This is a genomic window from Yersinia sp. J1, assembly GCF_050586585.1.
In the GTDB taxonomy this organism is placed as follows: Bacteria; Pseudomonadota; Gammaproteobacteria; order Enterobacterales; family Enterobacteriaceae; genus Yersinia; species Yersinia entomophaga.
This window is the reverse complement of sequence record NZ_JBOBDP010000003.1, coordinates 123,818-145,239: the sequence shown is the minus strand read 5'-3', so window position 1 is coordinate 145,239 and position 21,422 is coordinate 123,818. Positions and strand designations below refer to the sequence as shown.

The window sequence follows — 21,422 nt, the reverse complement described above, 5'->3', positions numbered from 1 at the left end:
AGTGAATACGTAAAGCATAGGATGAAGCTCCCCTTTGACCAAAGTTTCGGCTTACAGGTGTTCACTTTTTTCGCGCAGTCTACTCACTCTTAGCCCTATGGCAAACAAATTTCGGCGTAAGAATGTGAGGTGAAACTGATTTAACAGCGGATTTCAGTGAAATTGGTGAGGTCTATCCCAAATGGCAGACTGGCATCTGAGGGAAATATTGCGAGAATAAACACAGAATAACGGAGATAAAATTTTAATGAGTGCCGCTACGTAACAAAACTACTGAGGTACATAGTACCCCAGTAGTAACACCGCCAGTAGCCGTTAATAAAGTTTAAATTGAAAGGCTAAATTGGCTTAATAAGGCTTTCATCCACTGATGACCTTTATCGCGATCGGTAGATTCATGCCAGGTTAGATAACAGGCTCGTGTAGTATTCGCCCAAGGTAATTCAATAAGTTTTAGCTTAGATTCCTCACTACATATATTAATTAACCAGCGAGGAACAATAGCCACGTAATTTGTTTTAGATACAACGTTAAGAACGCTATTCATATCCGTGCTTTCATAGGAAATAGTATGGGACAAGTCATTAGCCTCATAATAGTTCTTGCTAAATGAACCCACTTTATCCAAAGAATCCACGGCGTGTTGCTCTTCAAAAAGTTGCTCTGAAGTAATAGATTCGTTTATTCGCGGATGATCTTTTGAAACAGCCAATACCAATTCATCATTAAATAAAAGTGTGCGTTTAAATTCAGGCCGTTCAAATTCGGTATAACCGATCACAAAGTCGGTTTTCTGATAGCGCAACTGATGTTCAATATCATCATTTAAGTATGACTTAATTGATAACTGTACGTGTGGGCCGCACTGTTTTACTCGCCCCACTATTTCGGCGGTAAGGCGAACATCAAGCGGACTACAAATGGAGAGATTAAACAAACGTTCGCTACTTTTTGGCTCAAACCCAACGCCGGGCAATTCATTATGGACCAATTGTAATGCCTGGCGAACCGGTCCAAACAGCTGTTTGGCTCGGACTGTCGGCTGAATACCTCGACCGCTACGGAAAAAGAGTTCGTCATCAAACATCAGCTTTAAACGAGCTACGGCGTTGCTGACCGCCGGTTGTGACATCCCCAAAGATTGCGCCGCGCGGGTCACGTTCTGCTCTTGCATAACGGCATCAAAAACCGTGAGTAAATTAAGATCAACGCTACGCAAATGGACATCAAACGATTCTTTTTGAGTTACTGGATTTGCAGTTACCAAGTTGTGTTCAGACATGCTTAACTCCACTAAGCTTTATGCAGATGGTTCTATTAGGTGTATGACTATCTTTTAACAGCAGTAAGTTAATTACTGATATATTAGATGTCTCACAATTAATATAACCAATGATCTCAATTGTTATCGTTAGGAAAGATAACCACTGAGTCTCGTCCTTGTATAAAATGTGAAACCACGTATCACATCTAACGCATCCTATTGTCAGAATAGTTTCCATAGATAAATAAAAAGTGGAACGTGGCATGTTATCACTGGAATCACTAATTTCCAGAAATGTGATGATTAACCTCCAAGTGACATACAAACACTCACCTTATAAGATACAATGATTCATAATCATGCCATTATTAAATAATAATTTCATAAATTAAACCTTATTAGTTCTTAAAATAAGCTAACAACAGTTAAATGGTTAAGTTTTTTACATTGACATAATAAACATTAAGTGTGAATTAATAAACTAAAGGTTGACAAATATAAACGCTGTGTATGCTAACTCTCATTATATATAAATATATTTATGGTAATTAAGTAACGCTAATAGCGGACGTCGTAAGATGCCTTATTACATTAATGCTATCTGTCATTTTTATCCACCTTATCAAGTTTGTCAGAGGATAATTTTACTTAAACAAAGGTTAACTATTCATCTAAGAGGCAGGAATCGAACGGAGCATTAATGTTAAGCATAATCACCCACTTTTAATCACACTCGTGAAACAATCAATAACACCAAAAACAACCAAGCAAAATATAAATCCAAAATATGAATCAATATAGTATTTAATGCTAAAAACAAGACTCACAAAAACCTCAAACCAGTTTAAGTCGCCACTTCAAACAAAAGTTGACACTCCTGTTGAAATAACGTATCAAATTAGGAAGCGAAACAATTAACCGATGAGAAACTGATAATTATGTTCTACTCCAACCGTCTACTAGGCCTACTACTAAACGCATCTTACTTGCGCGGTATGTTGGTGGACGGAAATCAGAACTGATTCAGCCATCAAGATTCAGAAACCCGCGCAAATGCGCGGGTTTTTTTTTACCCGTCGCGCGCTAAATAAAAAAGTTACTCAGAAAAATAAGGAATTACCCGATGAGCCAACAAGTCATTATCTTCGATACCACCTTGCGTGACGGCGAACAGGCGTTACAGGCTAGCCTGAGCGTGAAAGAGAAATTACAGATTGCGCTGGCGCTGGAAAGGATGGGCGTCGATGTTATGGAAGTTGGCTTTCCCGTTTCTTCCCCTGGCGATTTCGAATCGGTGCATACCATAGCCCGTGAAATCAAAAACAGCAGAGTCTGCGCCTTGGCGCGCTGTGTCGATAAAGACATTGATGTAGCCGCCGAAGCCTTGCGTATCGCCGAGGCTTTCCGTATTCACGTATTTTTAGCCACATCGACGTTACATATTGAATCCAAATTAAAGCGCACGTTTGAAGACGTTATGGCGATGGCCGTTCACTCGGTCAAACGTGCTCGTCATTATACCGATGACGTTGAATTCTCCTGTGAAGATGCAGGCCGCACGCCAATCGATAACTTGTGCCGGATTGTCGAGGCCGCGATTGGCGCTGGGGCGACCACGATCAACATCCCTGATACCGTGGGTTACACCACGCCTTATCAGTTCGGCGGAATAATCAGTAATTTGTATGAGCGTGTTCCAAACATCGATAAAGCCATTATTTCAGTTCATTGCCACGACGATTTGGGTATGTCGGTCGCGAACTCCATCACCGCCGTTCAGGCTGGTGCGCGTCAGGTTGAAGGAACGATTAACGGTTTGGGCGAACGCGCCGGTAACTGTTCATTAGAAGAAGTGATTATGGCGATAAAAGTGCGCCACGAAATGCTGGGTGTGCATACCAATATCAATCATCAGGAGATCTACCGCACCAGCCAGTTGGTCAGTAAATTATGCAATATGCCAATTCCTGGCAATAAAGCCATTGTTGGTAGCAATGCTTTTGCTCACTCTTCCGGTATTCATCAGGATGGCGTCCTGAAAAATCGTGAAAATTACGAAATCATGACGCCGGAATCCATTGGCTTGAAAGAAGTTCAGTTAAACCTGACCTCCCGCTCTGGCCGCGCCGCAGTAAAACACCGTATGGAAGAAATGGGCTATCAGGATAAGGATTACGATCTGGATTCCTTATATGACGCTTTCCTGAAACTGGCGGATAAAAAAGGCCAGGTATTTGATTACGATTTAGAAGCTCTGGCCTTTATTAATAAACAACAGGAAGAACCGGAATATTACCGTTTGGACTATTTCAGCGTTCAATCTGGCTCCAGCGTGATGGCCACGGCGTCAGTGAAATTAGTGTGTGGCGAAGAAATAAAATCCGAAGCTGCTACCGGCAACGGCCCGGTAGACGCCGTTTATCAGGCAATTAACCGCATTACCGAATATCCGATTGAATTAGTGAAATATCAATTATCTGCCAAAGGTCAGGGTAAAGATGCGCTGGGTCAGGTGGATATCGTGGTGGAACATCAAGGCCGCCGTTTCCACGGCGTCGGATTGGCCACTGACATTGTTGAATCTTCCGCTAAGGCATTGGTTCACGTATTAAATAACATCTGGCGCGCTCAGCAGGTAGAAATAGAAAAACAGCGCTTGCAACAAAATACTCAGGAAATGGTGTGAACATGACGAAAATTTATCATATTGCCGTTTTACCCGGAGACGGCATTGGTCCAGAAGTGATGGCACAGGCAAACAAAGTGTTAGACGCAGTCCGCCAGCGCTTTAACATGCGAATTTCCACCAGCGTTTATGATGTCGGCGGTGCTGCTATCGATCGTCAGGGCTGCCCTTTGCCTACGACAACCATTAACGGCTGCGAGCAGGCTGACGCAATTTTATTCGGCTCCGTCGGCGGCCCCAAATGGGAACATTTGCCGCCGGACGAACAACCTGAGCGCGGCGCTTTGTTGCCTTTGCGTAAACATTTCAAGTTATTCAGCAACCTGCGCCCTGCCCGTTTGTATCAGGGTCTGGAAGAGTTTTGCCCATTGCGCAGCGATATTGCTGCCCGCGGCTTCGATATTCTGTGCGTACGTGAATTAACCGGCGGAATCTATTTCGGCCAACCGAAAGGTCGCGACGGCCAAGGCATGTATGAGCGCGCCTTTGATACCGAGGTTTATCACCGTTTTGAAATTGAGCGAATCGCCCGTATTGCCTTTGAATCCGCGCGCAAGCGTCGTAGTAAAGTCACTTCGATTGATAAAGCCAACGTATTGCAAAGTTCTATTCTGTGGCGCGAAGTGGTGAATGCCATTGCCGCAGATTATCCGGACGTCGCGCTGTCCCATATGTATATCGACAACGCCACCATGCAGTTGATTAAAGATCCATCCCAGTTCGACGTATTGCTGTGTTCCAACCTGTTTGGCGATATTTTATCCGATGAGTGCGCCATGATTACTGGTTCTATGGGCATGTTGCCCTCTGCCAGTCTGAACGAGCAGGGCTTTGGTTTGTATGAACCAGCGGGCGGCTCCGCGCCGGATATCGCCGGGAAAAATATCGCCAACCCGATTGCGCAAATTTTATCGGCATCACTGTTGTTACGCTTCAGTTTAGGCGAAGACGATGCCGCCGACGCCATTGAGCGCGCAGTTAATCTGGCGCTTGAACAAGGCTATCGTACCGCTGATTTGGCGGGTGATGGGGAAGCTATTGGCACCAATGAAATGGGCGATATCATCGCATCCTTTATCGCTGAGGGGATTTAACATGGCCAAGACCTTATACCAAAAATTGTACGATGCGCATATCGTCCGTGAAGCCCCGAACGAAACGCCATTGCTGTATATCGACCGTCATTTGGTGCATGAAGTCACCTCACCACAGGCTTTCGACGGCCTGCGTGCTATGGGCCGTCCGGTACGTCAGCCGGGTAAGACTTTTGCTACCATGGATCACAACGTTTCTACCCAAACCAAAGACATTAATGCCAGCGGTGAAATGGCGCGAATTCAGATGCAGGAATTAATCAAGAACTGTGCCGAATTTGGCGTTTCTTTATATGACTTGAACCATCCTTACCAAGGTATCGTCCACGTTATCGGCCCGGAACAAGGCATGACGTTGCCGGGAATGACCATCGTATGCGGCGATTCTCACACCGCAACTCACGGTGCCTTTGGCTCTTTGGCTTTCGGTATCGGTACTTCGGAAGTTGAGCATGTTTTAGCGACGCAAACGCTGAAGCAGGGTCGCGCCAAGACCATGAAAATTGAAGTTAACGGTGAAGTTGGCGCAGGTATTACCGCTAAAGACATCGTATTGGCGATCATCGGTAAAACCGGTAGCGCAGGCGGAACTGGGCACGTAGTGGAATTCTGCGGCAGCGCGATTGAAGCCTTGAGCATGGAAGGTCGAATGACCTTATGCAATATGGCAATAGAAATGGGTGCTAAAGCGGGTTTGGTCGCGCCGGATGATGTCACTTTTGACTACCTGAAAGGCCGCCAGTTTGCGCCAACCGGTGCGAATTGGGAGTACGCCGTGATCTACTGGCGCACGCTGAAATCCGATGCCGATGCCAAATTTGACACCGTGGTGACATTGAACGCAGCGGATATTGCACCGCAGGTCACATGGGGCACCAACCCAGGTCAGGTCATTGCCGTTAACCAGATTATTCCAGCACCTGAGTCTTTCAGCGATCCGGTTGAGCGCGCGTCGGCTGAAAAAGCTTTGGCTTATATGGACTTGCGTCCGGGCATTAAGTTGACTGACGTGCCTATCGATAAAGTATTTATCGGTTCCTGTACCAATTCACGTATTGAAGATTTACGGGCTGCAGCGGCTATCGCACAGGGCAGAAAAGTAGCTCAGGGCGTACAAGCTATCGTGGTTCCTGGCTCTGGGCCGGTCAAAGCGCAGGCGGAAGCCGAAGGTTTGGATCAGATCTTTATCAACGCTGGTTTTGAATGGCGCTTGCCGGGCTGTTCCATGTGTTTGGCGATGAATAACGACCGTTTGGAACCGGGCGAGCGCTGCGCTTCTACCAGTAACCGTAACTTTGAAGGTCGCCAGGGCCGAGGCGGGCGCACCCATTTAGTCAGCCCTGCAATGGCGGCAGCGGCGGCGGTGAGCGGCCATTTTGCAGACGTGCGCGATTTATCCGCGTCCACACATTAATCGGAGACACCATAGTGGCAAAATTTATTCAACACACAGGTTTGGTCGTTCCGTTGGATGCAGCGAATGTCGATACCGACGCCATCATTCCTAAGCAGTTTTTGCAAAAAGTGACGCGCACTGGCTTCGGCCAACATTTGTTTAACGATTGGCGTTTTCTGGACGATGCCGGTCAGGTGCCTAACCCTGAATTTGTGCTGAATCACCCGCGCTATCAGGGGACGACTATTTTGCTGGCGCGCGAAAATTTTGGCTGCGGCTCATCTCGCGAGCATGCCCCTTGGGCACTGACCGATTACGGTTTTAAGGTGGTTATCGCCCCAAGTTTTGCCGATATCTTTTACGGTAACTCATTCAATAACCAATTATTACCGGTGACGTTAAGCGAAGCGGATATTGATACTTTATTCCAGTTGGTAGAAAGTCAGGAAGGTATCGAGTTCGTCGTGGATTTAGAAAAGCAAACCGTCAGCGCCGGAGGCAAAAGTTATGCCTTTGAGATCGATGGTTTCCGCCGTCATTGCATGATGAATGGGCTGGACAGTATCGGTTTGACATTGCAGCACGAGGCTAATATTTCGGCCTATGAGCAGCAGCAACCCGAATTTTTACGTTAATTTTCAGCAAGCTACGCTCGGTCACTTGGCGCGAAACCAAGTGACCGAGACGACTGAAGGCAGTAACACCGCGGTGGAGTGAAAGATGCAGAGGATTTAGATAGCCCTGACTCGGCTAAATATCCCCAATGACACTGTCGCCAGTAACGCAGCCATCCAATAAACCGCGTAATGCCCCAGATTCTCCGTCAGCACGCCTTGTAGTATCCCGGCTAAAATTACGCCGGTTGATATGCTATTGGTAAACAGCGTCGTTGCGGCACCGGCCCTGCCCGGCATCAATTCCTGAAAATAGAGCATACCGATACCGGCGACAATACCGATGAACACGGCGTTGAAAATCTGCAATAACATCAGCGCAGTTTTGAATTTAAACAGGATCAATCCAACATAAAACACGATGCCTGCGGCCACGGCAAACAGCATAATTTTACGCATACCAAAGCGTTTAACCGAGTAACCCGCGAGCAGCATAATAGGGATTTCCAGCCCAGCGGCGGTTCCCATCAGTAAACCGGCCAAACGTTCCGGCAAACCGAGATCTGAAGTGATGTATAACGGCATATCGATGATATACATGGTGTTACAGGTCCACATCAGCATCGAGGCAATGAACAGCAACAGCACGTTTTTATCGGCAAAAAGCTTTGCATTAATCACTACCGGCGCGTCTTTCGGCACTTCAGCTTTCGGTACCGATGGCAATAAGAACCATACCAGGATACCGCTTAATACAAATATTCCGGCGGCAACACTGAACATCAAAGTGAAGCCATAGTTCAATGCCAGCATAAACGATAGCGGCGGGCCAATAACCCAAGCCAATGATAATTGTGCTCTCATTATCGAGCTAAACATCACCACTTCTTTCGCCGAGTTATCGGCATATTCCCGCGCTAAAGCAAAAATCTGCGGCATGGCCGTATTGGCTACTGAGGCTAATAGCACGCCAGCGGTAATCAGGGTCAGATAATCACGATTAAAGGCAAATAGCAGGCAGTTACCCACCGCCATCAGGTAGCACAGCATGATTAACTTGCGGCGATCACCACGCAGATCCGAGCGTTTCGCCAGCACAAAGCTCACCGTAATTCCGGCGATAGCGTTAACGGTATAAAAAAGCCCAACCCATAGAGGGCGTACATTGACCTCTGTAGTTAAAAACAAACTGAGGGTTGGAGCCTGCAGCGCACCGGCGATGCCGGAAAGAAAAGCCACCACAAAAAAAGCAATAAAGACGGGATTAATCCGCCGGGAATACGTCAGAGCAGATTTCATTACAGGCTCCATCGCCAGAAACCACTTTAGATTCATATGCTACAGAAGGCACATTGCGGTGAACAGCAACAATAACTCTATAGATAAAAATTACTCGGCAATAAAAAAGCCAGCAGGTTGCCCCACTGGCTGGTGAATTGCACCATTACTCAGAAATTTTTGATAATAGGCAGCGTCCCTGCCGAACGATGAAAGTTAAATCCAAATTCCATCGGTACTAACCCGGTTCGAACTAAATATGTTTGCGGTATTCTTTTTCCGGCATGTGCTGAATGTCCCATTGGGTGACATCTGCCAGCATCCTTAACCGCCATTCCATCGGTACCCAGCTCAACCAATCGGCCTGCTGCTGTCTGACGTGTCTAAAATAGCGCTGATAAAACTGTCTGGTTAAGCACTTTTTCATCATGCTCCTCCCCTTTCATTACTGATAATTATCTGCGTAATATAGGGAAAGATAAATTGATGCATTTTGCCGTGGAGTTCCTCTTTTATGTCTACTTCTCGCCTGCAACACCAGTTCATCCGTTTGTGGCAACATTACGGCGGTAAACCGACGGAAACCACCCTGCAACAATTGGCTGAAGTGCTAAATTGCTCGCGTCGCCACGTTCGTTCGTTACTAGGTAATATGCAGCAAGCGGGTTGGCTAAGCTGGCAGGCAGAGGCTGGTCGAGGAAAACGCTCGCAGCTCACCTTTTTGTACACCGGTCTGGCCCTGCAACAGCAACGGGCAGAGGAGTTGCTGGAGCAGGATCATATCGATCAGCTCGTGCAATTGGTGGGAGATAAACAGGCGGTTCGCCAGATGCTTCTTTCACAGCTAGGGAGGAGTTTTAGACAAGGTAAACATATACTTAGAGTGCTTTACTACCGTCAACTACAAAACCTATTGCCCGGTTCCGCTCTGCGCCGTTCAGAAACCCATATTGTCCGGCAGATTTTTAATGGTTTAACCCGCATAAATGAGGAAAATGGGGAAGTCGAGCCAGATTTATCTCATCACTGGCAAACGCTAACCCCCTTGCATTGGCGCTTTTATTTACGTCCAGCGATTCACTTCCATCACGGCCGTGAATTAGAAATGCAGGATGTGATTACGTCATTAAAGCGTTTGACCACACAGCCGCTGTTTTCCCACATCACGGAAATCACCTCTCCTACGCCTTATGTCATTGATGTAAAACTTAATACGCCAGACTATTGGCTCCCTTGGCTACTGGGCAGCGTTCACGCCATGATTTTGCCGCAGGAATGGCCTGAACTACCTGATTTTTCGCGTTATCCTATCGGCACCGGCCCTTACTCGGTGATTCGCAACCGGCAAAATCAATTTAAAATTCAGGCTTTCGATAACTACTTCGGTTTTCGCGCACTCATTGATGAGGTCAATATTTGGGTGTTACCTGAATTGTCAGAAGATTTAGTGTCTTCTGGCGTTCATTTACAGGCGGATGATACCAGCCGCAACGAATTGGAAAGTCGGCTGGAAGAAGGCTGCTACTTTCTCCTTTTCGATCAACGCTCCCCGCTCACCAGCCAACCGGACGTGAGACGCTGGCTATGTGAACTGATCACACCGGTGGCTTTACTCAGCCATGCCGATGCGTTGTATCAGCGCTACTGGTCGCCAGCCTACGGTATTTTGCCGCGCTGGCACCATAATCGTCTGAACCCACCTTCTGCCAAACCCCTCGAATTAACTGAGCTCACCGTAACCTGTTTTACCGAACATCCTGAATTCAACGCCATTAGCCAAACGCTGAGAGACGTACTGGCCGCGCAAGGCGTGAAACTGGTGGTACAAGAACTGGATTACGCCAGCTGGTATCGGGGGGAAGCCAAAAGCGATATCTGGCTAGGTAGCGCCAACTTCTATCTGCCGGTGGAATTTTCCATTTTTGCCACCTTATATGAACTTCCTCTTTTGCAACACTGTTTGAGTGAAGAGTTGTATCAAGACGTCGCGCAGTGGCGCAATAACCGGTTGCCCATGGCGGAATGGAGCCAACGATTGGTCAGCAATCATCAATTTCACCCGTTATTCCATCACTGGCTAGAATTGTTTGGACAGCACAGCATGCGTGGCGTGCGGATGAATACCCTAGGCTGGTTTGATTTCAAATCGGCCTGGTTTACGCCGCCGGAGGTATAAACAGACTTTCACTAGTCTGGCTATCCCTCTACAATAGCGCCGTCTCAACGGGGTGCGAAAAATTGTTTAGCGGCAAACCGCGGCCAATATTCGCTGAGAGTAAACCCGTCGAACCTGATCCGGTTAATACCGGCGAAGGGATTTGAGAGCGTCATTCAGCAATATGATGAACTTGCGGATATTGACCAATGCCTCAGATACCTTTGCCACCTTTCTTTTTGAGGAGTGCAAAGTGTTTAAACGAATTCTTCCCTGTCTGCTGCTGATTTCAGCCGCCGCCACCGCGGCTGAAGCCACCAAACCTGTCCTGACGGTTTACACCTACGATTCCTTTGCCGCTGATTGGGGACCGGGTCCTGCTATCAAAAAATCCTTCGAAGCAGAATGCAACTGCGAGCTGAAATTCGTCGCACTGGAAGACGGCGTTTCTCTGTTAAATCGCCTGCGAATGGAAGGAAAGAAAAGTCCGGCGGACATAGTATTAGGGTTGGATAACAACCTGGTGCAATCCGCAGAGAAAACCGGATTATTTACGCCAAGTCAGATAGATACCAGCAAGCTGGCGCTCCCCGAAGCCTGGCATAACAGCACACTTATTCCGTATGACTACGGCTATTTCTCCTTCGTATATAACAAGGAAAAAATAAAAAACCCGCCGAAAAGTCTGCATGAACTGATCGAAAGTGACTCGCCGTGGAAGGTTATTTATCAAGATCCGCGCACCAGCACGCCGGGGCTGGGGCTGCTGTTATGGATGCAGAAAGTCTACGGGGACGAAGCGCCGCTGGCATGGCAAAAACTGGCGAAAAAAACCGTGACCGTGACCAAAGGCTGGAGTGAAGCCTATGGCCTGTTCCTGAAAGGCGAAGCGGATTTTGTCATGAGCTATACCACTTCTCCGGCTTATCATTTGATTGAAGAAAAGAAAGCTCAATACGCTGCTGCTGATTTCAGTGAAGGCCATTATTTGCAAGTGGAAGTCGCAGCGCAGGTAGCCTCGAGCAAACAACCGGAGCTGGCGCAGAAATTCATGCAGTTTATGGTTTCTCCGGCTTTCCAAAACCATATTCCTACCGGAAACTGGATGTATCCCGTGATTAAAATGGATCTTCCGGCCGGGTTTAACACTCTGACCGTGCCCAAAAAAGCGTTGGAATTCAGCGCGAAAGAAGTAGCCGATAACCGCAGCAAATGGATTCAGGCATGGCAATCCGCCGTCAGCCGCTAATCCCCGCTTGGCTCTGCCCGGGACTAGTTGCTTCATTCCTGCTGGTTGGGGTGGCGCTGCTGGCATTTAGCGCCATCTGGCGTCATGCCCCAGAAGCCGACTGGATCGGAGTATGGCAGGACAGCTATTTGTGGCACGTGGTGCGCTTTACCTTCTGGCAGGCTTTTTTATCGGCCCTGTTCTCGGTGGCTCCCGCTATTCTGCTGGCTCGCGCTCTGTATCGCCGCCGCTTTCCCGGCCGTCAACTGTTGCTGCGATTATGCGCCATGACCTTAGTTCTGCCGGTATTGGTGGCGCTATTTGGTATTTTGAGCGTCTATGGGCGCCAAGGCTGGTTAGCGCACCTTTTCGGCTGGCTAGGGCTGGATTACCGTTTTTCCCCTTATGGTTTGCAAGGCATTCTGCTGGCTCATGTCTTTTTCAATCTACCGCTGGCTACCCGCCTGTTACTGCAATCACTGGAAAGTATTGCGGTGGAACAGCGCCAATTGGCCGCTCAGTTGGGAATGAACGGTTGGCAGCATTTCCGCTGGGTGGAATGGCCTTATTTGCGCCGCCAGATTCTGCCTACTGCCGCGCTGATCTTTATGTTGTGCTTCGCCAGTTTTGCTACCGTGTTGTCTCTCGGCGGCGGGCCACAGGCGACAACCATTGAGCTGGCTATTTATCAGGCGCTTAGCTACGACTACGATTTAGGCCGAGCGGCGCTGCTGGCGCTGATTCAGCTCGGTTGCTGTCTGGGGTTGGTGCTACTGAGCCAGCGGCTAAATAGCGCGCTAGCGGTGGGAAACACTCATGCTCAAAGCTGGCGTAACCCGCAAGACAGCCTGTGGCAACGGGTTAGCGACAGCGTACTCATCATCGGCACGCTATTATTGCTGTTACCACCTCTGCTGGCAGTGATCATTGACGGCACTAATAAAACCCTATTTAGCGTATTACAACAACCGGCGCTATGGCAGGCTTTAACGACCTCGCTGACTATCGCCGTGGCTGCTGGATTGCTCTGCGTACTGCTGACCATGATGTTGCTGTGGAGCAGCCGAGAGTTAAAGTTGCGAGATAAAATGGTATTCGGCCAGGCAATGGAAATGAGCGGAATGGTGATATTGGCGATGCCGGGCATTGTTTTAGCCACCGGTTTCTTCCTGTTGCTCAATGACACCATAGGTTTACCCCAATCCCCCTACGCGCTAGTGATTCTCACCAACGCGCTGATTGCAGTGCCTTATGCGCTGAAAGTACTGGATAACCCGATGCGCGATTTGGCTGAACGCTACGGCCCGCTATGCCTGTCGCTGGATATCCGTGGTTGGCACCGACTGCGCTGGGTGGAATTTAGCGCCTTAAAACGTCCATTAGCTCAGGCACTCGCCTTCGCCAGCGTGATATCTATCGGTGATTTTGGCGTCGTCGCGCTATTTGGCAACGAGCATTTCCGTACCCTGCCGTTCTATCTTTATCAGCAAATTGGTGCCTATCGCAGCAACGACGGCGCGGTAACCGCCCTACTGCTACTGTTATTGTGTTTCCTCCTGTTTACCCTTATTGAGAAATTGCCGGGCCGCCATGCTAAAGCTTGAGAAAATTACCTATTTATATGACCACTTGCCTATGCGCTTTGATGTGCAAATTAATCCGGGCGAGCGCGTGGCTATTCTTGGCCCCAGCGGAGCAGGTAAAAGCACCTTACTTAGCCTAATCGCCGGGTTCCTTACGCCAGTCAGTGGTCGTATGCTATTGAATAACCAAGAGCACAGCGGTAGCCCTCCAGCTAAGCGACCGGTTTCCATGCTGTTTCAGGAAAACAATTTATTCTCACATTTGACAGTTGAGCAAAACATCGGGCTGGGGCTAAATCCGGGATTAAAGCTGAATAACCAACAACGCCAGTTATTGCAGCAAATTGCTCAACAGGTAGGATTGGAGAACTGTCTGGATCGCTTGCCAGCACAGCTTTCCGGTGGCCAGCGGCAACGAGCGGCGCTGGCGCGGTGTCTGGTTCGCAGCCAGCCGATCCTGTTATTGGATGAGCCATTTTCTGCACTCGATCCGGCATTACGCACCGAAATGCTGCAACTGCTGGAACAGGTTTGCGACCGTCGCCAACTGACTTTGCTTATGGTTTCCCATAATCTGGACGATGCCGCGCGGATTGCGGAACGAACGTTACTGATAGTGGACGGGCGCATCTATTACGATGGCCCGACTCAGGCATTGGTGGAAGGTTCGGTGGCTGAGGCCTGCGTACTGGGCATTACCTCAACTTTAACCGGCTAACACTTTCCACAGCAAATGGCGGTAAATCGGCATAATCGGCTGTACGTGCAGCCAGATAAAGCTGCCGATTGCCGCCAGCGTCATCAATATGGTTAACCCGCGTAAACGCGCCAGCGGCAGCCAACGACTCAGACGATCTGGCTTACGCTTGCCGTAGCGAACCCAGCGCCAGCCCAACCATCCCGCCAGCCAAACGGTTACCGCCACTAAGACTAACAGCCACTTAAACATGAAACTATTGGCGCTGGGCGGGATATCAATCGCCACTCCAGCCAAAATACCGGGGAAGAAATACACCGCCGGCCAAGTCAGGCAACCAATAATATTTGGCAAAGCGAATTTTAGTGGCGGCAGATCCAGCATACCGGCGACCATCGGCACCAATGGCCGAGTGGGGCCAATATAGCGGCCGATCAACACCGTCGCCATGCTGTGCTGATGCAGCGCATACTCGGTTTTATCCAGCATAGTTTTATGCTTTTTCAGAAATGACCAACGGTGCAGCGGCTGTTTAAACGCCCGCCCGATAAAGTAGGAAATCCAATCTCCTAACAGGCAACCGACAATCCCCGCCGCCCACGCCGGATAAAATCCAACCTGACCGCTTCCAATTAACGCCCCCACGCTCGCCATCATCACCGTTCCCGGCAACAAAAGGCCAACCAGCGCTAAAGATTCGATAAATGTGACAAACATGACGACAAATAGCGTGAAAGCCAGTGATTGTGTCAAAAGGTGTTCTAAATAGGCTTCCATAAATTTATCCATTGTATAAAGCGCGAGGGATTGTCCAGCTACCTCATAGTCCCGTCAATCAATGATTTTTTCCGGGCTATTTCCGTACTGCTGCTGAATTCACTGTGATTCAACTGATTGAGTGTTTGCGACGAAATCTATTGGAAACATACGGAAGCTATCTGGCAACCATTCAAATAGACAATGACTGTATAAAAAACCATACTAAAAGACACGGCAGTTAACACTCATTCATAGCATCATGAATTAAAGGTAGCATTCATTAAAGGTAATCCGGTGGATCAAGCGCGCCAAGGTTTCCTGCTCACCCGCCATTGGCGGGATACAGCGGCAGGCACTGAAGTTGAATTCTGGTTGGCAACCGATAATGGGCCACAGTTGGTTCGGCTGCCGCCTCAGCCTTCCGTGGCCTTTATTCCCGCAGAGCAAGCGCCGTTGGCAGAGCAAATCCTGCGGGATGAGCGCCGCTATCAGTTACGGCCGCTTTCCCTGACGGATTTTCACCGCCGCCCGGTTTTAGGGCTGTATTGCCAACAACATCGTCAGCTGATGCGGCTGGAAAAGCTGCTGAAAGAAGGCGGAGTGAATGTCTACGAAGCGGACATTCGCCCGCCGGAACGCTACCTGATGGAACGTTTTATTACCGCACCAGTGTGGTTTAGCGGACTACCGGATAAAAACGGCACGTTATTGTCCACCCGAATGAAACCAGCCGAAGATTATCGTCCACCAATAAAACTGCTGTCTCTGGATATAGAAACCAGCGAGCACGGTGAGTTGTACAGTATTGGACTGGAAGGCTGCGGCCAGCGTCAAGTTTATATGTTGGGGCCGCAAAATGGGGATGAGCAACCGTTGGATTTCAATCTGGAATACGTTGCCAGCCGTCCGCAGCTACTGGAAAAACTGAATCAATGGCTGGAACAATACGATCCCGATGCCATTATCGGCTGGAATCTGGTGCAATTTGATCTGCGGGTACTGCAAAAACATGCGGATCGCTATCAGATTCCACTGCGTTTTGGTCGTGGCGGTAACCCACTGGAATGGCGCGAGCACGGTTTTAAACAGGGGCACTTTTTTGCCTCAGCCGCTGGGCGGCTGATTATCGACGGCATTGAAGCGCTCAAATCAGCCACCTGGAATTTTCCCTCTTTCAGTCTGGAATCCGTCGCGCAAACCTTGCTGGGCGAAGGCAAAGATAGCGATTCCCCCTATCAACGAATGGATGAAATCAATCGTCGCTTTGCTGAGGATAAACCTGCGCTAGCGCGCTATAACTTGAAAGACTGCGAGTTGGTAACGCGGATTTTTGCCAAAACCGAATTGCTCAGCTTCTTACTGGAAAGAGCCAGCGTAACCGGTCTGGCCGCCGATCGCAGCGGCGGGTCGGTCGCGGCCTTTACTCATCTGTATTTGCCGCGCATGCACCGGGCCGGTTATGTCGCGCCGAATTTAGGGGAGTTACCGGAAGAACATAGCCCCGGCGGCTTCGTGATGGATTCTCAGCCCGGTTTGTACGACTCGGTGCTGGTGCTGGACTACAAAAGCCTGTACCCGTCGATTATTCGAACTTTCCTGATAGATCCTGTTGGCTTAGTCGAAGGCATGCATCAGCCAACGCTTGCGCATTCAGTGCCCGGTTTTCGCAACGCCTGGTTTTCTCGCGAGAAACACTGCCTACCCGCCATTGTTAAACAAATCTGGCAAGGCCGAGAAGCCGCTAAACAACAGAAAAATAAGCCGTTATCTCAAGCGTTGAAAATCATTATGAATGCGTTTTACGGCGTATTGGGCTCCAGCGGCTGCCGTTTCTTCGATCCTCGGCTGGCCTCTTCGATCACACTGCGTGGTCACGAGATCATGCGCCAAACGCGTGAATTAATCGCAGATCGCGGTTATCAGGTCATTTACGGCGACACCGACTCCACCTTTGTCTGGCTGAAACACGCCCATAGCGACGAGCAAGCCAGCCAGATTGGCAAAGAATTGGTGGAATACGTGAACGCATGGTGGCAACGACATTTGCACGAGACGTTTGGCGTGTCCTGCGCATTAGAACTGGAGTTTGAAACTCACTATCGGCGCTTTTTGATGCCCACCATCCGCGGCGCAGAGCAAGGCAGTAAAAAACGTTATGCTGGATTGGTCACCACGCCCGAAGGCGATCGTATGGTGTACAAAGGGTTAGAAACCGTGCGCACCGATTGGACGCCGCTGGCTCAGACTTTTCAGCAAGAACTTTATCAACGTATATTCCAACAGCAACCCTATCAGGACTACATTCGCGATTACGTGGCGCAAACCCTGAACGGCGAGCTGGATCATCTGCTGGTTTATCGGAAACGGCTGCGAAGAAAGCTGGATGATTATCAGCGCAATGTGCCACCTCATGCCCGTGCGGCTCGTCTGGCCGATGAGTTTAATCGTCAGCAAGGACGCCCTTTGCAATACCAAAACGGCGGCTGGATCAGCTATGTGATGACCACGTCTGGCCCGGAGCCGCTGGAAATTCGTCATTCCCCCATTGATTACGATCATTACCTCTCCCGCCAGCTACAACCCGTAGCCGAGGCTATACTACCCTTTCTGCAGGATGATTTTACAACGTTGATTACTGGTCAAATGGGACTTTTTTAATCACTTTTCCGTGGTTTTACAGGTGACGACGGGCGCGCCTTCCATTACCATAGCGCCCTTGCCAAATCGCGCATCAATCATAATGTCGTTATTTATCCGTGCAAACGGACTCTGCCACCTACGTCACACAGGTTGTCACGTTTTTTCAGGCAGATTCTTAGGCCATCAGCCTGCGCGGACGGTAAACTATTGCCAGTTAGTTGATAAGGGTTGGCGTCATTCGTCGACAATAAAATTAAATTTATAGTGAATAAAGCCAACCTTATCAAACACACAGACTAGTTAAACAAATAACTGCCCAACCCAAAATCGAGCCGATAATTTATGCCTTTTACACTTGGTCAACGCTGGATCAGCGATACAGAAAGCGAACTTGGACTGGGTACTGTCGTAGCCATCGACGTACGCATGGTCACCTTGCTGTTCCCTGCAACCGGTGAAAACCGCCTCTATGCCAGAAATGACTCTCCAATCACCCGCGTGATGTTCAACCCCGGTGATACCATCAGCAGCCACGAAGGCTGGCAAATGAAAGTGGAAGAAGTCACCCACGAAAACGGATTGATTACCTATATCGGCACCCGTTTGGATACCGAGGAAACCGGCGTAGCAATGCGTGAAGTGTTGCTGGATAGCAAACTCACTTTTAGCAAGCCGCAAGATCGCCTGTTCGCCGGTCAGATCGATCGAATGGATCGTTTTGCCCTGCGTTTCCGCGCTCGTAAATACCAAAGCGAGCAGTTCCGTTTACCGTGGAGCGGTCTGCGCGGCGTTCGCGCCAGCCTGATCCCTCATCAGTTGCATATCGCTTACGAAGTCGGTCAGCGTCACGCTCCACGCGTACTGTTGGCCGATGAAGTTGGTTTGGGTAAAACCATTGAAGCCGGGATGATCATCCATCAGCAATTATTGGCTGGTCGCGCCGAGCGCGTGCTGATCGTGGTGCCGGAAAGCCTGCAACACCAGTGGCTGGTTGAGATGCTGCGCCGCTTTAACCTACGCTTCTCACTGTTTGACGACAGTCGTTATTCCGAAGCGATGCAAGACAGCAGCAACCCATTTGAAACCGAACAGTTGGTTATCTGCTCATTAGATTTCGTACGTCGTAACAAGCAACGTTTAGAGCAACTGGCCGACGCATCCTGGGATTTGTTAGTGGTGGATGAAGCCCACCATCTGGCCTGGAGCGAAGAAGCCCCGAGCCGCGAATATCAGGTTATTGAGCAACTGGCGGAAAATATCCCTGGCGTACTGCTGCTGACCGCAACCCCTGAGCAATTGGGCCAACAGAGCCACTTTGCCCGTTTGCGCCTGCTGGATCCGGATCGCTTCCACGATTACGAAGATTTTGTCAGCGAACAACAGCAATATCGTCCTATCGCTGACGCAGTGACGCTACTGCTGGGCGGCGAGCGTCTGGCGGACGACAAGCTGAATATGCTGGGTGAAATGATTGCCGAGCAGGATATCGAACCGCTGCTGAAAGCGGCAAACAGCGACGGAGAAGACAGCGAAGCGGCGCGCCGCCAGCTAGTCGACATGCTGATGGATCGCCACGGTACCAGCCGAGTTCTGTTCCGTAACACCCGTAACGGCGTGAAAGGTTTCCCGCACCGCGTACTGCACGAAATAAAACTGCCATTGCCAACCCAGTATCAAACGGCGATCAAAGTCTCTGGCATTATGGGTGCGAAGAAATCGCTGGAAGCTCGCGCCAAAGATATGCTTTATCCCGAGCAGATTTATCAGGAATTTGAAGGGGAAAATGCCACCTGGTGGAATTTTGATCCTCGCGTTGAATGGCTACTGAACTACCTGATCGCCAACCGCGATGAGAAAGTGCTGGTTATCTGCGCTCAGGCCGCCACCGCGCTGCAACTGGAGCAGGTCTTACGTGAACGTGAGGCGATTCGCGCTGCCGTGTTCCATGAAGGTTTATCGCTGATTGAGCGGGATCGCGCAGCGGCTTATTTTGCCTCAGAAGAAGACGGTGCCCAGGTGCTGTTGTGTTCAGAAATCGGCTCAGAAGGGCGTAACTTCCAGTTTGCCTGCCAGTTGGTGATGTTTGATTTGCCGTTTAACCCAGATCTGCTGGAACAGCGAATCGGACGTCTGGATCGCATTGGCCAGAACCGTGAAATTCAAATCATGGTGCCTTATCTGGAAAATACTGCACAGGCGATTTTAGTGCGCTGGTATCACGAAGGTCTCGATGCCTTCGAACATACCTGCCCGACAGGCCGAACCATTTATGACAGCGCCTATCAGGAATTGATCGGCTATCTGGCCACGCCAGCCGAACAGGAAGGTTTGGACGAATTTATCCACACCTGCCGTCAGCAGCACGACAAACTGAAGCAACAACTGGAGCAGGGTCGTGACCGTCTGCTGGAAATGCATTCAAACGGTGGCGAACACGGTCAGGAACTGGCCGAGGCTATCGCCAATCAGGATAACGACATCAATCTGGTAAGCTTTGCGCTGAACCTGTTTGATATTGTCGGCATCAATCAGGAAGACCGCAGCGATAACCTGATCGTATTAACGCCATCAGACCACATGCTGGTACCGGATTTCCCTGGTCTGCCGCAGGATGGCTGCACCGTAACGTTCGATCGCGATCAGGCGTTATCCCGTGAAGACGCACAGTTTGTGTCCTGGGAACACCCGATTATTCGCAACGGCCTGGATTTGATTTTGTCCGGCGACACCGGAAGCTGTGCAGTTTCTCTGTTGAAAAACAAAGCATTACCAGTAGGTACTCTGCTGGCGGAGTTGGTTTATGTGGTAGAAGCTCAGGCACCTAAGCATCTGCAACTGACCCGCTTCCTGCCACCGACGCCGGTACGTATGCTGATGGATCGCAAAGGCACCAATCTGGCGGCTCAGGTAGAGTTTGAAAGCTTTAACCGCCAGTTGAATGCGGTCAATCGCCACACCTCAAGCAAGCTGGTGAACGCGGTTCAGCAAGAGGTTCACGCCATGCTGCAACAGGCGGAAGCGCTGGTAGAAGAACAGGCGAAAGCGCTGATCGAAACCGCCAAGCAAGAAGCCGATGAAAAGCTGAGTGCCGAACTGGCACGTTTGGAAGCGTTGAAAGCCGTTAACCCGAATATTCGTGATGACGAACTCGAAGCGCTGGAGCATAACCGCAAAATGGTGCTGGAAAACCTGAATCAGGCTGGCTGGCGTCTTGACGCAATCCGCTTGGTTGTGGTCACTCACCAGTAACACTTTTGTGTAAGAAAGAGCCGGCAACCTCCGGCTCTTTTATCCAGACTGATATGCAATATCGAAAAAACCTCGAATTGCAGCAAGGTGGTAACGGATTGAACATGGAACCCTATAACCCCCCGCGCGATCCCTGGCTACATATTTTGTACCAGGATCAGCATATTATGGTGGTTAACAAACCGAGCGGGTTGCTTTCGGTACCCGGACGGGCACCGGAAAACAAAGACAGCGTAATGACGCGTATTCAGGCTGATTTTCCGGCTGCGGAATCCGTTCATCGTCTGGATATGGCGACCAGCGGCGTGATTGTCGTGGCACTCACCAAAGCCGCCGAACGCGAATTAAAGCGTCAATTTCGCGAACGTGAGCCGAAAAAATCTTATATTGCACGAGTTTGGGGACATCTGGCGCAGGACGAAGGGGTTATTGATTTGCCGCTGATTTGCGACTGGCCTAATCGACCGAAGCAAAAAGTGTGTTATGAAACCGGTAAATCTGCACAAACTGAGTATCTGGTGCTGTCCCGGGATGCAGACGGCAGTACTCGGGTGAAATTATCGCCCATCACCGGCCGCTCGCACCAACTACGAGTACATATGCTGGCGATGGGGCACCCTATCCTCGGCGACGGCTTCTACGCCCCTCCAGAGGCCAAGGCGATGGCTCCGCGCTTACAGCTACATGCCCAGGAGTTATGTATCACTAATCCAGAATTCGGCACGCCTATGCATTTCCGCAGTGAAGCCGATTTTTAAGTGATGAGTAACGGTAAAGTA

15 protein-coding genes and 1 riboswitch are annotated in these 21,422 nt (G+C 49.6%); of the genes, 11 read left to right on the top strand and 4 right to left on the bottom strand.

What is annotated here, in order from left to right; genetic code table 11:
- Window positions 1-325: 325 nt before the first annotated feature.
- Window positions 326-1,282, bottom strand: a complete 957-nt coding sequence (gene leuO / locus ACQ4OC_RS07710) for a transcriptional regulator LeuO (protein ID WP_064516397.1) — start codon at window positions 1,280-1,282, stop codon at window positions 326-328.
- 1,105 nt (window positions 1,283-2,387) lie between these two features.
- Here leuO and leuA point away from each other — a divergent pair.
- The 4 genes from leuA to leuD are packed head-to-tail and all read left to right on the top strand — an operon-like array spanning window position 2,388 to window position 7,075.
- Window positions 2,388-3,950 (top strand): 2-isopropylmalate synthase, encoded by a 1,563-nt coding sequence (gene leuA / locus ACQ4OC_RS07705; protein WP_120805219.1) that lies wholly within the window; start codon window positions 2,388-2,390, stop codon window positions 3,948-3,950.
- A 2-nt stretch (window positions 3,951-3,952) separates the two neighbouring features.
- Entirely contained in the window at window positions 3,953-5,044 is a 1,092-nt protein-coding gene (leuB, locus tag ACQ4OC_RS07700; protein ID WP_064516393.1) for a 3-isopropylmalate dehydrogenase, read from the top strand.
- A 1-nt stretch (window position 5,045) separates the two neighbouring features.
- Entirely contained in the window at window positions 5,046-6,458 is a 1,413-nt protein-coding gene (leuC, locus tag ACQ4OC_RS07695; protein ID WP_430971062.1) for a 3-isopropylmalate dehydratase large subunit, read from the top strand.
- Window positions 6,459-6,472: 14 nt separating this feature from the next.
- Complete coding sequence (gene leuD, locus ACQ4OC_RS07690) at window positions 6,473-7,075, top strand: 3-isopropylmalate dehydratase small subunit (RefSeq protein ID WP_120805215.1); 603 nt, start codon at window positions 6,473-6,475, stop codon at window positions 7,073-7,075.
- Window positions 7,076-7,171: 96 nt separating this feature from the next.
- On the opposite strand, the gene ACQ4OC_RS07685 is transcribed toward leuD, so the two are convergent.
- Together ACQ4OC_RS07685 and sgrT are read right to left on the bottom strand one after the other, a co-directional pair.
- Window positions 7,172-8,353 carry an MFS transporter gene (locus ACQ4OC_RS07685; RefSeq protein WP_064516387.1) on the bottom strand — a complete coding sequence of 394 codons (1,182 nt, stop codon included), beginning with the start codon at window positions 8,351-8,353 and terminating at the stop codon, window positions 7,172-7,174.
- Between the two features lie 232 nt (window positions 8,354-8,585).
- Entirely contained in the window at window positions 8,586-8,762 is a 177-nt protein-coding gene (sgrT, locus tag ACQ4OC_RS07680; RefSeq protein WP_084414337.1) for a glucose uptake inhibitor SgrT, read from the bottom strand.
- Window positions 8,763-8,846: 84 nt separating this feature from the next.
- On the opposite strand from sgrT, the gene sgrR reads away from it, so the two are divergent.
- The 4 genes from sgrR (at window position 8,847) to thiQ (ending at window position 14,016) form a co-directional block, all read left to right on the top strand.
- Window positions 8,847-10,508, top strand: a complete 1,662-nt coding sequence (gene sgrR / locus ACQ4OC_RS07675) for an HTH-type transcriptional regulator SgrR (RefSeq protein ID WP_120805213.1) — start codon at window positions 8,847-8,849, stop codon at window positions 10,506-10,508.
- Between the two features lie 38 nt (window positions 10,509-10,546).
- Window positions 10,547-10,667, top strand: a riboswitch (TPP riboswitch).
- Between the two features lie 73 nt (window positions 10,668-10,740).
- On the top strand, window positions 10,741-11,736 hold the full coding sequence (gene thiB / locus ACQ4OC_RS07670; RefSeq protein ID WP_430971061.1) for a thiamine ABC transporter substrate binding subunit: 996 nt from the start codon (window positions 10,741-10,743) through the stop codon (window positions 11,734-11,736).
- Window positions 11,712-13,319: a thiamine/thiamine pyrophosphate ABC transporter permease ThiP gene (gene thiP / locus ACQ4OC_RS07665; RefSeq protein WP_430971060.1), complete on the top strand. Its 1,608-nt coding sequence runs from the start codon at window positions 11,712-11,714 to the stop codon at window positions 13,317-13,319. The genes thiB and thiP overlap by 25 nt, the downstream gene beginning before the upstream one ends.
- Window positions 13,306-14,016, top strand: coding sequence for a thiamine ABC transporter ATP-binding protein ThiQ (gene thiQ, locus ACQ4OC_RS07660; protein ID WP_064516379.1), 711 nt, complete (start codon window positions 13,306-13,308; stop codon window positions 14,014-14,016). Before thiP ends, thiQ begins: the two co-directional genes overlap by 14 nt.
- Here the strand turns inward: thiQ and ACQ4OC_RS07655 are convergent.
- Window positions 14,005-14,772, bottom strand: a complete 768-nt coding sequence (locus ACQ4OC_RS07655; protein ID WP_064516377.1) for a DedA family protein — start codon at window positions 14,770-14,772, stop codon at window positions 14,005-14,007. The genes thiQ and ACQ4OC_RS07655 overlap by 12 nt on opposite strands.
- Window positions 14,773-15,048: 276 nt before the next feature.
- Here ACQ4OC_RS07655 and ACQ4OC_RS07650 point away from each other — a divergent pair, with 276 nt between their 5' ends.
- The 3 genes from ACQ4OC_RS07650 to rluA all read left to right on the top strand — a co-directional run bounded on the left by ACQ4OC_RS07650 (window position 15,049) and on the right by rluA (window position 21,401).
- Window positions 15,049-17,412, top strand: a complete 2,364-nt coding sequence (locus ACQ4OC_RS07650) for a DNA polymerase II (RefSeq protein ID WP_120805209.1) — start codon at window positions 15,049-15,051, stop codon at window positions 17,410-17,412.
- A gap of 324 nt (window positions 17,413-17,736) precedes the next feature.
- On the top strand, window positions 17,737-20,643 hold the full coding sequence (gene rapA, locus ACQ4OC_RS07645; RefSeq protein ID WP_064516373.1) for an RNA polymerase-associated protein RapA: 2,907 nt from the start codon (window positions 17,737-17,739) through the stop codon (window positions 20,641-20,643).
- Window positions 20,644-20,747: 104 nt separating this feature from the next.
- Window positions 20,748-21,401, top strand: coding sequence for a bifunctional tRNA pseudouridine(32) synthase/23S rRNA pseudouridine(746) synthase RluA (gene rluA, locus ACQ4OC_RS07640; RefSeq protein WP_430971059.1), 654 nt, complete (start codon window positions 20,748-20,750; stop codon window positions 21,399-21,401).
- Window positions 21,402-21,422 lie beyond the last annotated feature (21 nt).

Excerpts from the sequence above, each read along its gene's own strand:
- leuO (WP_064516397.1), bottom strand. The coding sequence starts at position 1,282 with ATGTCTGAACACAACTTGGTAACTGCAAATCCAGTAACTCAAAAAGAA.
- sgrT (WP_084414337.1), bottom strand. The coding sequence starts at position 8,762 with ATGATGAAAAAGTGCTTAACCAGACAGTTTTATCAGCGCTATTTTAGA.
- ACQ4OC_RS07685 (WP_064516387.1), bottom strand. The coding sequence starts at position 8,353 with ATGAAATCTGCTCTGACGTATTCCCGGCGGATTAATCCCGTCTTTATT.
- leuC (WP_430971062.1), top strand. The coding sequence starts at position 5,046 with ATGGCCAAGACCTTATACCAAAAATTGTACGATGCGCATATCGTCCGT.
- sgrR (WP_120805213.1), top strand. The coding sequence starts at position 8,847 with ATGTCTACTTCTCGCCTGCAACACCAGTTCATCCGTTTGTGGCAACAT.
- leuB (WP_064516393.1), top strand. The coding sequence starts at position 3,953 with ATGACGAAAATTTATCATATTGCCGTTTTACCCGGAGACGGCATTGGT.
- ACQ4OC_RS07655 (WP_064516377.1), bottom strand. The coding sequence starts at position 14,772 with ATGGAAGCCTATTTAGAACACCTTTTGACACAATCACTGGCTTTCACG.
- rluA (WP_430971059.1), top strand. The coding sequence starts at position 20,748 with ATGGAACCCTATAACCCCCCGCGCGATCCCTGGCTACATATTTTGTAC.
- thiQ (WP_064516379.1), top strand. The coding sequence starts at position 13,306 with ATGCTAAAGCTTGAGAAAATTACCTATTTATATGACCACTTGCCTATG.
- rapA (WP_064516373.1), top strand. The coding sequence starts at position 17,737 with ATGCCTTTTACACTTGGTCAACGCTGGATCAGCGATACAGAAAGCGAA.
- leuA (WP_120805219.1), top strand. The coding sequence starts at position 2,388 with ATGAGCCAACAAGTCATTATCTTCGATACCACCTTGCGTGACGGCGAA.
- thiP (WP_430971060.1), top strand. The coding sequence starts at position 11,712 with ATGGCAATCCGCCGTCAGCCGCTAATCCCCGCTTGGCTCTGCCCGGGA.